The sequence below is a fragment of the Parachlamydiales bacterium genome (genome assembly GCA_041671045.1).
Classification (GTDB): domain Bacteria; phylum Chlamydiota; class Chlamydiia; order Chlamydiales; family JABDDJ01; genus JABDDJ01.
Genome location: JBAZCF010000008.1, coordinates 1 through 15,092 on the forward strand (window position 1 = coordinate 1; position 15,092 = coordinate 15,092).

At 36.5% G+C, this 15,092-nt stretch carries 15 protein-coding genes; 8 read left to right on the plus strand and 7 right to left on the minus strand.

Features of this window, described 5'->3' with window-relative positions:
• Positions 1–277: four helix bundle protein (locus WC222_08795; GenBank protein ID MFA6916480.1), on the plus strand; the 277-nt coding region annotated here is incomplete at its 5' end.
• 266 nt (positions 278–543) lie between these two features.
• Entirely contained in the window at positions 544–681 is a 138-nt protein-coding gene (locus WC222_08800) for a hypothetical protein (protein MFA6916481.1), read from the plus strand.
• Between the two features lie 82 nt (positions 682–763).
• On the opposite strand, the gene WC222_08805 is transcribed toward WC222_08800, so the two are convergent.
• Together WC222_08805 and WC222_08810 are read right to left on the minus strand one after the other, a co-directional pair.
• Positions 764–1,093 (minus strand): DUF2442 domain-containing protein, encoded by a 330-nt coding sequence (locus WC222_08805; protein MFA6916482.1) that lies wholly within the window; start codon positions 1,091–1,093, stop codon positions 764–766.
• A gap of 2 nt (positions 1,094–1,095) precedes the next feature.
• The gene (locus WC222_08810; protein ID MFA6916483.1) at positions 1,096–1,317 is read right to left on the minus strand and encodes a DUF4160 domain-containing protein; all 222 of its coding nucleotides are present in this window, start codon (positions 1,315–1,317) and stop codon (positions 1,096–1,098) included.
• Positions 1,318–1,549: 232 nt separating this feature from the next.
• Between WC222_08810 and WC222_08815 the strand changes: the two genes are divergently transcribed.
• Complete coding sequence (locus WC222_08815) at positions 1,550–1,933, plus strand: hypothetical protein (protein ID MFA6916484.1); 384 nt, start codon at positions 1,550–1,552, stop codon at positions 1,931–1,933.
• Here WC222_08815 and WC222_08820 read toward each other — a convergent pair.
• Positions 1,911–2,735, minus strand: coding sequence for a GNAT family N-acetyltransferase (locus tag WC222_08820; protein MFA6916485.1), 825 nt, complete (start codon positions 2,733–2,735; stop codon positions 1,911–1,913). The genes WC222_08815 and WC222_08820 overlap by 23 nt on opposite strands.
• An 872-nt stretch (positions 2,736–3,607) precedes the next feature.
• Here WC222_08820 and WC222_08825 point away from each other — a divergent pair.
• Positions 3,608–4,027 (plus strand): hypothetical protein, encoded by a 420-nt coding sequence (locus WC222_08825; protein MFA6916486.1) that lies wholly within the window; start codon positions 3,608–3,610, stop codon positions 4,025–4,027.
• A 185-nt stretch (positions 4,028–4,212) separates the two neighbouring features.
• Here the strand turns inward: WC222_08825 and WC222_08830 are convergent, their stop codons facing one another.
• A complete protein-coding gene (locus WC222_08830; GenBank protein ID MFA6916487.1) occupies positions 4,213–5,691 on the minus strand; it encodes a hypothetical protein in 1,479 nt (492 codons plus the stop codon).
• 337 nt (positions 5,692–6,028) lie between these two features.
• Between WC222_08830 and WC222_08835 the strand changes: the two genes are divergently transcribed.
• On the plus strand, positions 6,029–7,000 hold the full coding sequence (locus tag WC222_08835; protein ID MFA6916488.1) for an inverse autotransporter beta domain-containing protein: 972 nt from the start codon (positions 6,029–6,031) through the stop codon (positions 6,998–7,000).
• 19 nt (positions 7,001–7,019) lie between these two features.
• Positions 7,020–8,690 (plus strand): hypothetical protein, encoded by a 1,671-nt coding sequence (locus tag WC222_08840; GenBank protein MFA6916489.1) that lies wholly within the window; start codon positions 7,020–7,022, stop codon positions 8,688–8,690.
• A 443-nt stretch (positions 8,691–9,133) separates the two neighbouring features.
• On the opposite strand, the gene WC222_08845 is transcribed toward WC222_08840, so the two are convergent.
• Complete coding sequence (locus WC222_08845) at positions 9,134–9,703, minus strand: hypothetical protein (GenBank protein MFA6916490.1); 570 nt, start codon at positions 9,701–9,703, stop codon at positions 9,134–9,136.
• A 375-nt stretch (positions 9,704–10,078) separates the two neighbouring features.
• Between WC222_08845 and WC222_08850 the strand changes: the two genes are divergently transcribed.
• A complete protein-coding gene (locus WC222_08850) occupies positions 10,079–11,329 on the plus strand; it encodes an ankyrin repeat domain-containing protein (protein ID MFA6916491.1) in 1,251 nt (416 codons plus the stop codon).
• 57 nt (positions 11,330–11,386) lie between these two features.
• Here WC222_08850 and WC222_08855 read toward each other — a convergent pair whose 3' ends face one another.
• Positions 11,387–11,677, minus strand: coding sequence for a hypothetical protein (locus WC222_08855; protein ID MFA6916492.1), 291 nt, complete (start codon positions 11,675–11,677; stop codon positions 11,387–11,389).
• A gap of 402 nt (positions 11,678–12,079) precedes the next feature.
• On the opposite strand from WC222_08855, the gene WC222_08860 reads away from it, so the two are divergent.
• Positions 12,080–12,943, plus strand: a complete 864-nt coding sequence (locus WC222_08860; GenBank protein ID MFA6916493.1) for a hypothetical protein — start codon at positions 12,080–12,082, stop codon at positions 12,941–12,943.
• A 724-nt stretch (positions 12,944–13,667) separates the two neighbouring features.
• Here WC222_08860 and WC222_08865 read toward each other — a convergent pair.
• Positions 13,668–14,987: a serine hydrolase domain-containing protein gene (locus WC222_08865; protein MFA6916494.1), complete on the minus strand. Its 1,320-nt coding sequence runs from the start codon at positions 14,985–14,987 to the stop codon at positions 13,668–13,670.
• Between the last annotated feature and the right edge of the window lie 105 nt (positions 14,988–15,092).

The following is a 15,092-nucleotide window of genomic DNA, read 5'->3' on the forward strand; positions in this document are numbered from 1 at the left end:
AGCTCAAGTATTAGGTAAACAGCGATTGCGCTGTGGTACTTCTGTAGGTGCTCATTATCGTGAAAGCATAAGATCCAGAAGCAAGGCTGAATTCGTAGCCAAAATCGATGGAGCCCTACAAGAGCTTGAAGAATCGATGTATTGGCTTGAATTGCTGGGTGAATCAGGCATTATCAAAGCCGAAAGACTAGTCGAATTATTAAAAGAAGCAAAAGAACTCACAGCTATTCTTATTACAGTTTCAAAGAATACCAAAGCTCAAATGGCTAATAAATAAATCCAATAAGATAACCCTAACGAGGAACTTAATTGATAAAATTGTTTGTCTGGGACTTTCATGGGGTATTGGAAAAAGGAAACGACAGTAAATACTGCCTCGGAGCGACAATAATAACAGCATAGTTTTGCAGCTATCTCTAAGCAGCATTGGGGACTTTACCTCCAAGCAAATAATGCCCTCGCGTAGATTGTTGCTACATTTTGCTTCTTGTTGTATCCTCTTCCCAAATTCTACACCATTCCTGTCTTCTACATATGGACGGCATGGTCGATCTAATTGATGATCATTCGACTGATACAATAAATATCCAACAGCTACTCGAGATTAATGATAACGGAACGATTTTAGGGTTTGCAAAACTTTGGGATGAATACCACTTTGTCCTATTTAAAGTTCGCTAAAGATCTTCAAGAATTTACGGCCTGCTTGTTAAAGCTTAAGAAAGACTAAAAAGCAAAAAACTTTAACGAATTAATAATCCCGTTAACTTTTAGATTTTGCAGCAATATTACCCTTGCTACTTCTTAAGGCAGATGTAGAATGTCTTGTTCTTTTGATTGGTCCACGTTTGTTTTCTTTAACTTCCTTTCCTATTTCATAGAGGACATCTGGACAAAAATCAGCTCCATTAGGCCAAGCAATTGTGCTTCCATCTATTTTTACTTGTTGAAAATATTCAATATTTACTAAAGGTTCGAACATCAGTCCCCAAAGTTCATCTTTTAAATCGACAATCTTAACGTCTTTGTTTCTGAAAGTTAATTTCAGTTTGTAGTCTTTTATATATTCTACTTTTTTTACAGCATGTAACATTGTTACCTCAATGGTTCGATTTTTTCGAATCCAGCACCTTGTGACAGGTTTTCCCAGTTTCTCATTAATTCTTTGCTTCGAAGCACCATCCAAGCTTTTACTAGAATTAGTTTTTTTGCTGGTATATTTCCTTCAATTACATTCAATTTTTGAATGTCTAAGACGGCCTCATGGTTTCCACAAAACACATGAATGTGTGGAGGATTGTGTTCTCTTGCGTACATAAATAAAAACCTGCTAATCTCTGGCACAATTCCTCTTTATCGTAATACCCATAAATACGTTTGAATTTGCAAAACATGCTCAGCTTGGCTCCAGCTTTTTATCACTTACGCAATCTTTACGTACTTGAGTGCGCAAGTCAGAGCGATCTAGCTCAATTGCATTCATAACGAAACGCTTTTCTTATCAAATATCAATGATTTTCTATGTGACAGATATCTCGCGTGTTCCAATATGATAGCAATTGTTTTCCTTGGCGTGTTTGGGGTGATGACCATCGGGTTATCCCGTCATCCTCTATTTTGGGGACTTGGTTTAAGCATATTTATGGGGATTATCCCATTTATTAATGCAACCAATCGAAGCATCTGGCAGAGTAGAGTTCCTGTCGAAATTCAAGGGCGTTTCTTTGCTGTCAGACGAGCTCTTTCGAAATCATCGGTACCAATCGCACAAGTCATTGCTGGAATTTTAGTTGACTATCTCATTGAGCCAAGCTTTTCATCACCTGTAGGTGTGAGCTACAATATCGCCTTTTTTAGTTTTGGAGCATTATTAACTGTCATTGGACTGTACGGGATTTTTTCAAACCAGGTCAGGAAGCTTCAGTATCTTTAGCAATCTTGCAATCCATGTAGCTTCCCATTAAAGCAAACCCCATTTTTTTATAAATGGTGTTTGCTGTATGGTTCTCTTGATCTGCAAAAATAAAGCATTTGCTATATCCATGTTCCAAAAGATGATTCGCTAATTCTGCTACGCAGGAAGAGGCATAACCCTTTCCACGGTAATCTTGGGGCGTGAAAACAAGATTAATCCGAATACCTGTAAAGGTGGGCCCTGCGCATGCTGCCATCGATAGAATAATCTTGTTGTTTTCCCACAAATACAAACGCTCCTTCCCAATCAGAGTTTTTAAGAGTCCATTTGGATCTACGGGGTCGAGTTTTGCTTCGGTAATATATTTCTCAACCCATGACTGAAGGTATGTGGTATCAGATAATTCTGCCTTTCTAAGCTGTCCAGGAGTTTGATTCTGCAAAACCTTTTTATCTAGCTGGTAAACATTTTGCATCATGCTCTTACAATTACCAAGACGACTTAGTCTAATGAATGTATCAACAGAATAAGCCGCTCCCCTTATTCTGTAGATGTCTTGAGGTTGTTTTGAAAAATGATCTGCTAATAAATGAAGAGCCTTTTCGCTACCTTCAGTCAACATCAACACTTTATCATGTGTCAGCATCCAAGCAATTTCAAGTTTAGATCCTTGACAGCATGTTCCCAGACTCAGTATTGCAGCTTCATTAGCCTGTAATAGCGTCCCGATCAAAATGCTATTGAGTGCTTCGCTATTCAGTAGAAAAGGTTCCAAGTTTTTCTTAAATGGCTCTATCTCAGAGAATGTCACTAATTCCATGTTATCCATAAAAGATGGCCATGTTGTAGCTTGGCATTTTTTGTATAAAGGATAATTTTCAATCATTTATATATTTATATTTTAGTGTTTTAAATCCAGTAATCTCTATTAAGTATTTTGCATAAACTTATCATACTGCTGAAGTATAGGAATAATCATAAGATCTTCAAAATCGAAAATTACTGGTCAACCGAAAAATACAAATCAATGATTGTGGGTCACGGTAGGAATGTCGGTTACCCGACATTCCCCGCACAGATCCGTACGTGCAATATTAATGCATACGGCTCTTCCTTCAGATAATAACACCAATTCGTTCATTCGGATATTTATGACATATTTGTGGTAATGGTACTTTTTCTATCTTCATAGACGACCCTATTAATATCCCATACTATCACTTACGCATTTTTACGCACTTGACTGCAAAACTAATTGATTGTATTAAACCTATGTATTCTAGTTTAAGCCTGTGCGTGGAAAGGAACCCTACTGTACACGTCTCCGCTAGTTCGAGTCCAGCCGCCCCCATTTAAGGGGGTCCTGCCCCCTTAAAAATCCTCCGTCATAGGGCCAGAGGCCCTCTGGACTCCTAATATAATTTTTATTTCAAGATCTAAAAAATGTCCGAATGTCAGGCCTGACCCCTTCACGTACGGAGCTAACACATGGCACCCTGCCGGGGTTTGATTTATCCATGTTACATAAAAAAGTCCATCAAATGCCTATTTTCCAAGAAGCTTTGTAAAAAAATGAGATATTTTATTTTTTGTTTATTATATTGAAGTTGAAGCTATAAACTAATTAACTTTATATTTAACAAATATAACCATACAATTAATAAAAAACTTAAAACATATAGAGGCTTTATTATGCCAGTCAATAATGATTATATTTCAATTAATAACTGGGGAGACGTTTCTCCATTCGTAGGCTCCTTTGTAGCTTACCAAACATCAGATTTTTATTTTAATAAAAAAGATGTATATCATTTTGAGGATCAAACTGTCTGTTATGGATATATTAAAAATAAAGTAGATAATTGGTCGTCTAGTGAACATGGATATAGTGTTGAGGTGGTTTCAATCCATGGAAAGTATAGTACATATGCTCTTACTAATTCAAAATTAATAGATGCAAACTTAAGAATGCGTCTGGCGACAAAAGATGAAATTAAAAAATGCAATAATGAAGTAATGAATAATAGAGCCTGGTTAAACTCCTATTCAGTATATTACCCTGAAAAAGTACAAAAAATATTTGATTCCTGTATATCGAAGGCCTCTGATTAAAAAGATAGAGATAAAGGAGTCATAAAAGGGTCAGGCCTGACTCCTTTCTTGACCCCTTTTGTAGGGAAAATCTTGAATCTTTCCCAGTCAAAAGTGAATGCATCTCTCCCGCCTCCACTTTTTTAAACTTTGCAAAAACTTCTTGAGCTTCTGAATACAGTTCTGCATGAGAATAAAATGATTTATCACTTACGAATCCATCTTCCGTTTTCTCGATAAGTATACCATGAAACGCTTAAATTTGATTTAGGAGTGGCTTCTGCTTCTCCTATTTTGGACTTAAAATCTGGATGTACTAAATTAGCTGAAAAGGAAAGACGCTTGTCTTGGAATGCCCCTATTTCCTTTATTAATAGGTCTAAGGCGGCTTTTGAGATAGTCGTGTTTTCAAAATCAATTTCCTTAATATTCGCAATATTTTTTACTAGTTTTACAATTAAAGACATTTGCCTTTCAGTCAGTGCTTCAATTGTTCTGTAATTTTCAATTTTAAGCTCTTTAAGAGATGTTGTGGTTGATAAACTGTCTAGAAAGCTATCTAGTACTTCGGTTTTTTTTATATTCGCTAAATGAAGATTTTCTAGCTTGCCCTCTCTGCCAAGAGCTAATAAAGATTCAAGGATTTTTTTGCCTTCTATTGCATTGACTGATCCTAGATCTAGTTTAAGTGTACTCAAATTTGTACATTTGGGTAGAAACTTGCAAAAGGCATCTATTTGGGCAGAATCGTTTTGAATTTTGACTTCCAGGTCGCGAAATGCTTCTGGGGCTTTTTCCAGAGCGCCGTTGATAATGTCGATATCACTCGTATTTAATTCCCCTAAGTCCCCGTCTGACCCTCCTCTAAATTTAGTAGCAGAAGAAATTAGCGCATTGATTTTTTCATTTCTTATTTCTACCGGGTCTATGTCTGTAGATACAAATGTAAAGCTTTCTATAAGGTCTTCAATTTCATCTGGTTCTTCATTCTTAGCAAAAGTTTGAGGTTTTGTAGCAGCATCTTTCAAGTAAGTTTGCAACTTCTGAAGTCCTTCTTTTAGAAATATCTCAGCCCCCTGCTGATCAAATTTTTTTAAATCGCATCCCTGAAGAGTTAGGTAGTCTTTATCATAAAAATGAAGAATGGTAGTTCTTTGAATTTTATCCCACGCTACTTTTGCTGTGTCATAGTCATCGTGTATAAGTGCTGTTTTAACTGTATGCCAGTCTTTTAGAAGTTCTTTTTCTACGTCTCTATTAAAGAGTTTAAATCTCCCTTCTATTGCGTTGAAATGGTCTTTTAAATGTTCATCAAAATAGGCCTTGTTGCGATCCGATTTGGAAACTAAGGCGGTATGGTTGCTAAAGAAATCATCAAAGGATTGTGTAAACTTATCTTCACATTGCTGAATAGAACTGTTTAGGCCCCATCTTCCGAAAAAGCCGGGCAAACTGCTGACATCTTTAGAGGTAAGGACGCTATATACTCTTACAATTTGCCTAGAATCGTTGCCTTTAAGCGCTTCTTTTAATACATCCTGTGCAACAGTATATAGTTGGGGATGTGTATAAAAAGCTTTCACATCCATTAAATCTTTAAATCCTTGAGAATCAACCTCTCCCAAGGTCAAAGCCGTTCTCAAATCTGAGGGGGAATAACTAGAATTAAAACTAGAGGTACTCATAACATTCTCCCATTAATAGAATATTAAAAAGAAACTCACTTAAATTTATTATAGATATTTTTTAAAAAAAATGAAATAAAACGATTAAAGATAACTTATTTATTAGCTATCAGTGCTTTAGTATTCTTTGAAACTGTAATAAGGATAGCTGTGAGTTCATTTGCGTCTTTTAATAATTCTACTAATTTTTTGATTTTGATAAAATCTGACTCACACAATAATTTAAGCCATTCTCTTTACTTTATCGACGAATTTGAAAAATATACATTGTGTGCAATCCAGGCTTACATATATATCAAATTATTTTGTGACTTTTAACAAAAAGCGATGTCAAAATATGAAGCTAAGCAGAAACGTTAAAATTTATATTGTCGCTCTTTTCATATCAAGTCTATTTTTTACGATGAACTTATCCTGTGTTCAACATGATGAGTTTCATTACTCTCCAGAAATTGCAGAGACGCAGGCTGAACCTGATTCATGGGCGAATCAATACTCTCTCTCTGTTTTGGATGAATGTACAACTATATCACTTGTTGAATTTAAATATGCTGTTGGAAAAGCTGTGGGCGTGGATCGAAATTATGGAACGCTAGGTTTTTTTGCAGGCGCTTGCTTTGACAATCAATGGCTACCCTTCATTGATTTTAAAGAGCATTCAATCAACAACGGCAAATGGGGAACAAACATCGGCCTTGGTATACGTTACATGGATCCATGTACCTGTCGTTATTGGGGAGGCAATCTTTTTTATGACTACAGAGAAAGTTGTTTCAAAGGTTTTCATCAACTTGGTATTGGATTTGAATCACTCGGATCGTGCTGGGATTTTCGCATCAATGCGTATGTTCCATTAGGAAACAAAGATCATCGCGGTCCTATTACGGTTTTTGATCAGTATATTGGTAACTTTGTGGTCACCTGCCAGCCGCACATTTTTGCATTGACTGGTTTTGATGCTGAAGTTGGTTCATCTATATGGCAATGTGATTGTTTTAATGTTTATTTGGCAGCAGGCCCCTATTATTACTCAAAAAATGAGTTTGAGAACTCCTGGGGAGGCAAGTGTCGTCTTAATTTTCAGTGTAATGATTACTTATCTTGTGAGCTCAAAGTATCTCATGATTCCATTTATGATACGTGTGTGCAAGCAATATTGGGAATTGAACTTCCATTTGACCTCTTTTTCTGTAAGCTACGACCAAGTTGTTGCGATAATTCATGTCGAAATAATCGATGCTTAGGTTCTGTACAAAGAAATGACTTGATCATTCTTGATAACACACGTTGCTGGACGAAAAATTATTAACTATCTAAAGGGCAAAATTATGCATTTCTTAAATCGCTTTTTTGGCATTCTTTGCATCCTGTCGTGCCTTGGCTCCATACCTATTCACGCTTCATCGCCTTCAGCGATTGATCTCAATAAGTTGGCTGCAACAAGTGTTAACGTAGGAACTGGAGACTATTATGAATCTACAATAGATCTCACTATTGCTGAAGGAACAGATCTCTTTCTTTTGCAACGAAGCTATCAAACAAAACAGGGAATGGGATGGAAGATTTTGCCCCAAAGCGCTCTTATTTTAGAAAAAGATTCTAAAGGAACGGTAGCATATGTGGAAGGTCCTAGCGGAGAGCTTCTCTCCTATCGCGGAAATAATCTTTTTGATAATAAAGAAACCTGTGAAATTGTTTTAGCAGATGGTACAAATAGGACGTATCAAAAAGTCGATCGATTGCCTTCTCTACTTGGAGCAAATCTCCTCCCTTCATCGGACAAACAACTAACTTCTTCTGAATACTTTACGCTTGTTCAAGAAACATACCCAAGTGGCAATCATCTCTTATTTTCATATGATGGAGATGGAAATCCAAGTTCCATTGAATGGCACAATGCTTCTAACAATGATAGTCTTTCTTCAATGAACTTTCATTATGAAGTTGTTGAAGGTAATAATATCGTCAAAGTTGCTACAAACGATGGAGAAGTAATAGAGTATAGTTTTACCCCATTTGTCCTTTCAAATGGTTCCAACACTCAAGTCTTGACAGAAGTCCGAGGGTCGCGCGTAGCTCCATGCACATATGATTACCTTGTCAAAAACGATTCTTGTTTGCTAGCAAAAAAAACTCTATTAGAGGGAGATTTGGTAGAAATCGACTATGATAAGATAGGCAACGTTTCCACATTAAAGAGATCATATTCTGGAGATTTTGGAGAGTTTGATGCAACTCGTGCGGTTTTCTATGGAAAAGTAGATGGCAATATTTTAAAGGAGCCAAACGCTTCTCTTTCCGTATTAGAAGCATTTCTAAAGTCTCAAGCAAATGGAAATAATAAATTAGAATTATATAAAATTTCGGGCTCTTGCAATAATGGCTGTTCTCAGCCACCTCAAGGTCCCCCTGGCCCTACGGGACCAACTGGACCTGCTGGAGCAGCGGGACCTGCTGGTCCTACTGGAGCAACGGGACCCGCTGGACCTGCCGGACCTACTGGAGCAACAGGTGCTACTGGAGCACCGGGACCAGCTGGATTAGGTGTAGTTCCATATGCTTCAATTACCGATGTAACAACGCAAACCCCAGGCACGACAAATCCTACAATCGTAACACTGAGTACAAATGAAGTGCTCAATGGGATTACGCATGCTCCCAATACTTCAGCTATTATCTTTCCTACTGCTGGTGTTTACGTGATTACAATTTCCTCGCAAGTAGGTGAAACTATCGCTGGTTCAACAAATATCGATTTTTGGATTCGACTAAACGGAGCAGATGTCCCTCGTACAAATAGCAGAACGAACGTAACACTCGCAACTGATGTTAGAATTTCTACAATCTCAATTTTAATCCCTCTCAATGCTGGAGATCAGATAGATCTATTCCAGTCTGTAAGTGCTGTTGGACGTGGAGCTGGTCTCTTAACTATAGCTCCAGTAGGTGAACCAGTCTCTCCATCAGTTGCTCTCTCTATTAGCCTTGTAAGTCAATAGCGTTCTATTATTACATTTTAAAGGGCAATAAGACCCCACTCGAGAGTGGGGTCTTATTTACAAATAGTGGGACGGCAGACAAAGTGGAATCCAATCTACCCCAAAGCAAGGTGAGGTTACATGATCATGAATCTCCATATATGGTTCCCTACATACAGTGGTCAGGATATAAAAGGCTGAACGCTTCCTATGATAAACTTTAGATAAGGTTAAGAAAACTAATTAATAAGCTTTGGTGCCTTTATTACCAGCCAACTTCAAATCCTTATCTGGATTCTCCTTATTCAAGATGCTTAGAGATACTTTAATAGATTTTTCAAAAATCATAGATCCTCAAATAACAGGATATCATCCAGTCTTGAATTTTAAGAGATACATAGAGAATTGCCCATCAAACGAAATCCACAAGCGTGTCATTCTGACCGATTTTTCCCACCCATAGATTAATCACTGATTTTAGTAATACCACTAGCGGTATTCCATCCACCAGCAACGGTACTTCCTGTCAAAGCGTATACTGCACTATCGCTACTGCTCGGCGGATAGGAACTCCAGATGACAGAAATTTCACCACTATCATTTAATTTGAGTTTATACGAAATTATAGACTCATCTGTTGCAGAAAATTGTGTTGGGCCTGAGTCCCAAGCTCCATTATAGTAAATTCTTCCTTGGAGTGTAGGAAGATTATTAGTATCCAATGTAGTCCATATAACTGCAGCATTGCCTGTCCCATTCACTGCAAGTAAAGGGTTAAATGACTGGCTAGGGATAGTTGAAATTGTAGCATTAGACGACCAACCATTTATCGAATCCCATGTGCTAGTTCTTATTACATAACTAGCATTCGCATTATCATACACGCTCCATATGGATATTATGTTCCCTGTACTGCTTATTCCAGTCATTGGCTGATCTGCACTAACAAAGGCTAAAAGTTCTGAAGATTCACAGCTGATCATCATCGCTAATACAGCTAACATCGTTCTGAACTGATTTTTAAAAAATCTCATAAAGTTTTCCTTTTTTTATGCAGTATGCATGCAAAAACCCTCAATAGACAGCAGCAAGAAAACAGAGTCCTACAAAGAGGCTAACCTCTGATTTATCACATAAATAACATTATTATCCAATCTTTCAATACCTTGCTTACATTTCTACCATATGCCTAAACTCCAATTAAAAAAAATGAAACCTTGTCAATGGTATATCTTACACTGATCAATTAGCTAATAAATAACGAATTATCGTTAAAATTGCAGTTCTACCCCCATCTCTGGAACAGAATATAATCGTCCTTTTAACTAGAGAAAACTAAGTGCGATGTAATTTTATATTTATTTATACCTTGAAATACTATAACTTCGATTAATTAAAATGAGGGTTTTATGCAGCCTATAAGTTCAGAACAAAACAATTATTTTGATCCATCTGCATTAAAAGCTGCGAAGACGGGCGATTTATCTATCGTTCAAAAATTTATTGAGCGTGGCGGCTGGATTGATATGTCAGATCCAAAAGGAAATTCGATGCTCTATTATGCAGCTAAAAAAGGACAGCGTGCTGTTGTGCAGTATCTTTTAAAAGCTGGCGCACATCCTTATACAAATCTCAAAGGTCAAACCATTCAAGATGTAGCGGTTTCACAAGTAGAAGATATTGTGAAAAAACTTAAAAACCATGCAAGAGATGAGCTCATTGAATCAAAAGCAGCAAATATCGAAGATTATGACGAAATGATCAGGTTCATAAAAACTCTTCCCACAAAACAAGGCTGTCATGCTTTCTTGAACTATGCTAGGCATCTTGCCCTTTTTGGTTCTCCAGATGCTCTGTCAAATTTTGATCATTCTATTGAAGGATTAACTCGCGCCAATTTGGCACAAACCCAAATTGAAGCTTATCTTAACTGTGGCGATATTGAATCGGCTCGCCGTTGTATTGAAAAAATTCCAGCGACTGATTTCGCTCGCAAACTGCATACTCGTCAAATCGATATTGCTGTGACTCTATTGAAAGAGCTTGATGCTCAAATGCTTCAGTACCCCGATGATTTTAAGCAAAATATTAAAGAAGGGATTGATACGCTCACTTTCCATATGCTTAAAAAAGTTTCTAAAGAAAATATGGAATTTGTTTTAGAGACTTTATCAAGCTCAGGATCCTTTAAAAGTGCCCTTTTGCATGCAAATCAATTAGAGGATACATTCTTAAAAGGCTTTGCTAGGGCTGTCTTATGCTATTCAGGGTTAGATGGATTACCTAAAAAGGCTTTAAAAACTGCTCATAAGGAATGGGAGAAATTATTTCAAACAGAAATGGAGAAAGTAAAAGTACTTCTTTCTCAAGCAACTAAAACTAATGATTTTTCTGAGGCTTTAGTTTTTATTCAGACAATTGAACATCCGGAAGTTAGACAGGTTGCGTTTACGAAAGTTGCTTATAATATGTGTAGTGCGGGTCAATACGAAAATGCTTATCAGCTATTAAAAATAGAACAGGAGGGAGCACCTCAAGCAAAATACGAATTTTTTTCTGCAATGAGACTTGAAGGCCTTATTAAAATGCTTAAAAATGAAAAAGCAGAAGCAGAATGGGCTACTCTTTTCTCTACCTTATTAAACACACAAGTTTCTTAACAACTTTCAAGATAGGGGGCAGGCCTGCCCACTTTCACTTTATGTTAGCAAGCGATTTTAAGAAAAAAGCTTTGCAAATTCATCATGAGATTGATTGTAGTTAAATCCAATGTCATGTGCCTGCATACTTCCATACTCTTTTTTATTGTACATAGGTGTGTTTTGAAACGGGATGAAACATACCATTGAGAAGCGGCCTATACGCGCTGTTTTCTTTGTGGCGACTACACGATGGTATAAAGCTTTTAAATTACCTTTCGATAATAGTTGAAGTCGTACTGCAGGGATGATCACTGTCTGTTTATCTTCTACTGGCATTTTGTGGAAGTGGTCATAATAAAATCTCATTGATTCTGCTAAATTATTCATTCGGTAGCCGCAAGTTAAGAGCAACAACGTCCCCAACATACTAAAGTATAAAATAGAAAGGATAAAGGCTAAAGTGACTGGTGACTGGGATCAGTAATTGGGTTCAGGCCCGCAATTCTGAAATCAGGAGAAATTGAAAACAGCCAAAGATATGTGATTCAAAAAAGGCTTAAAATAGCGGGTAATTGGTGGAAGACAGAAACAGCAGAACATATGCTATTCTTAAGGACGTTGAGGGCAAATAATGATTGGTCTCGCGATTGAAGCTAACTACTTAATATTTATAAAATCACTCAGCAATAATCGCACTAGAAGTTAAATAGTTGAAATTATTAATCATAATATGTTATAATATTATTTTATTTTAATACAGGTAATGTAATGTATCCTTTAGGCTTTGATCCCCATCACTCAGACATAAATGCCTTTCTTTTAAACGGCATCACCCTATCTGAAAATCAAATTGAAAAATCGATTAATCTATATTTAAAACATATAGATAATATGGATAATGCTCTATATGTTACGCCCCAGGGATATCTAGAATTAAATTTCATTTGGAAAACTTGTTACTACTTTTTAAATTTTTTTAACTTGGCAAAACAAACTAAAAATGTTGCAATAGAGTCATATTTGCTTCAAATGCTAGAGTACTCTGTCATAGAAAAAATATCATTACCTGAAGAAACCCAAAAAAAAATTGCTACTTTTGGTTGGTCTAAAGACGCTCCAAAATATGTAAAAAAAGCTCTACGCTGTTTAGTTAAAGAGAACTTTGATAAAGACGACATAAAATACTCAGTTCCTAAAGTTACACTGCAGGGAAAACGTCTAAGAGTCATTCAAGCATCGTTATTAGAATTTCACAAAACAAAACCATGGATAGATCCGAAACTTATTGGTATTGCTAATACAGTAGAGACTTTAGATATTTTTGGTGCATCTTATATAAGATACTTTTCTGATTCAAAAAAATCTTTTCAAGTTGTTCTAGATCTACTTCATATAGACGAAGAGAATAATAATTTTGAAGAAAGAAATGGAAGAATATTTTTTAAACGCTTCGATGATCCCCACGATTTGTATAGTTTCATATTTCAACATCAAAAAGAAATTCCAGAAAAATCTAGATCACTTGTTTTAAGAATTTTTGCCTGTTTTGATTTAACAAAAGTAAATAGAGTTTCTGGTGCCGAAAACAATTTTCCTAAATTATATAGAGATCTAAGTAAATTAGTAGTTTGAGTAATCATTTTAACGATGACACGTAAGCAATTTCTGGCTTAGATTTTTCATTTCCTAGAATAATTTCTTTCAAGCCTGTTGGAAACATGTCATATTTCATTAATTGCTTTATCATGCCTACAGAATATTATAGACCCGTAATTTCCGCGATTATGGGGTCCTAATCGGGGTCAGGTTTGCCCCCTTTCTTATTACACCTCTGCCTCCATCCAATTGAAAAAATCAATTGATTCTTTTACATTCAATTCATTCATCTTAAAGGAAAGTTTCCATGGAGCGTTTTAGCCCACACTTTGAATAACTCAGTCTTCTCAAACGTTTGAATATGTGCGATGGAAAAACTAATGCCAAGACTCACTTTCCTGGCCTATTTTGAAGATGACTCTGCAGTAGTGAGCCATTATACAAACGGTAAAGTTTTGGCTATTTGTGAGCCCTGGGCACTCAGGGAATTCATTCCTAGGGCTCTTTAATGACCACTGATTCTTCACTTTAAACACACATTCTTTAGCAAAGGCAGCTTGGCTTCCTATAAAGTATTCAAAACATCAACAGACCAACAACACTACGACGTAGGCATATATGGAATCCAAGCTGAGAAAAAAAATCTCAAGTGCTAGTTCTTCGGCCAACAATGGATTCAGTCACAACACCTTGTTGGCAACGAAACTCATTAATATAAGTGATAGGGGGTAAGGTCTGCCCTGCCTTTATTTACCTCAAGTTAGGGAGATATATTTAAATACTTGTTGAATATACTTACTATTCCCTCGAAACCTCTATCACTGACAGGGTACTGAATTAATATTTCTTTTAAAGCTTGTTGATCAGCCTCTTGGCGATTCATGGAGGAGGAGTTAACCAATTCGTCGATTCGTGATTGAATGATTGGTTCTACACGATCCCAATCGTATCCAACGTGAGTGAGTACTATTAGACTTAACTCTTCTGAGGGCACATAAATATTGCGAACCGATCCTGATGAATGATTAAGAGCGATACCAAATTTGGACTTATCTCTAGCTATGCCATAGCCATAACCATATCCTGAAGGACCTTTTGAATGAGGATAGATAAATTGTTCATATAATTCCTTTGGAATGCAGCAATGGTCTCTATGTACACCAAGATTCCATTTTAAAAGATCGATTGCTGTTGAGACTATAGAGACACCTCCCCCCTTACCGATGTCATCTAAATCTTCAATTGTATAAATCTCTTGAGATTTAGATAGGGGGTTGTATTTCATAGATTTTAACAAACATCTAGTCTCTTTTTGCTTTCGTAATGAACTTTCTGTCCCTTGATCAACAGCCCAAGTATCATGCATTCCTAATTCTTTAAATAAATATTTGTTCATATAGTCTTTTGCAGGCATTTTTGTAATATTTTGAATTACCTCGGTTAGCAAAGTGTAACTTGTATTGTTATATGCTTCAGAGGTTCCTGGCTCAAAATTCAGGGGCTGTCCCTCGATGATCTTTAATATTTCCCACGTTTCATGGTGTTTTTTGCTGAAGTCTTTACCTTCTATGTCTTTTTCAAAAAATGCAGGATAACTAGTATATTCGGGTAATCCGGATCGATGAGAAAGCATTTGATGTATTGTGATTTTATTTGCCCAATCAGGTACTTTTCCATTCCATACTTTATCGGTTGCGGGAAGAAAGTGGATCAAAGCGCTATTGATTGCTTCTTTAGTTTTCTGTAAACGAATCTCATCAGTTGTTCCTGACGCATTATCATAGATGGCTTTTAGAACAGCGATGGCTATCATCTGCTTTCCGGTAGATGCTAAAAGATATTGTCCACCTAATCCTTGGCATGGGTCTAATTTATCATTTGAATTGTCTAGTAAAACAACTTGTTGAGTGCCTTTCGCTATTAGTACAGTGCCATCCAACTTACCTTCATTTTGCATTTTAAGTATAGGCTCGAGGGCTTCTTGAAAAGATAGAGTGGTTGAGTTTTCTGCTTCGAGTAATGCATAACCACATAACACTACTTGGAAAAAATAAGCGATTGCCCATGTGTATTTTGACATGCCTCACCTAAGCTATGCTCTATTGAAATACGCATTTAATAGCATTTGCTGGAATTTCTAGGTGAATTATGATACTTATTATCCTTCCTCGGTATTTCAGCAAGT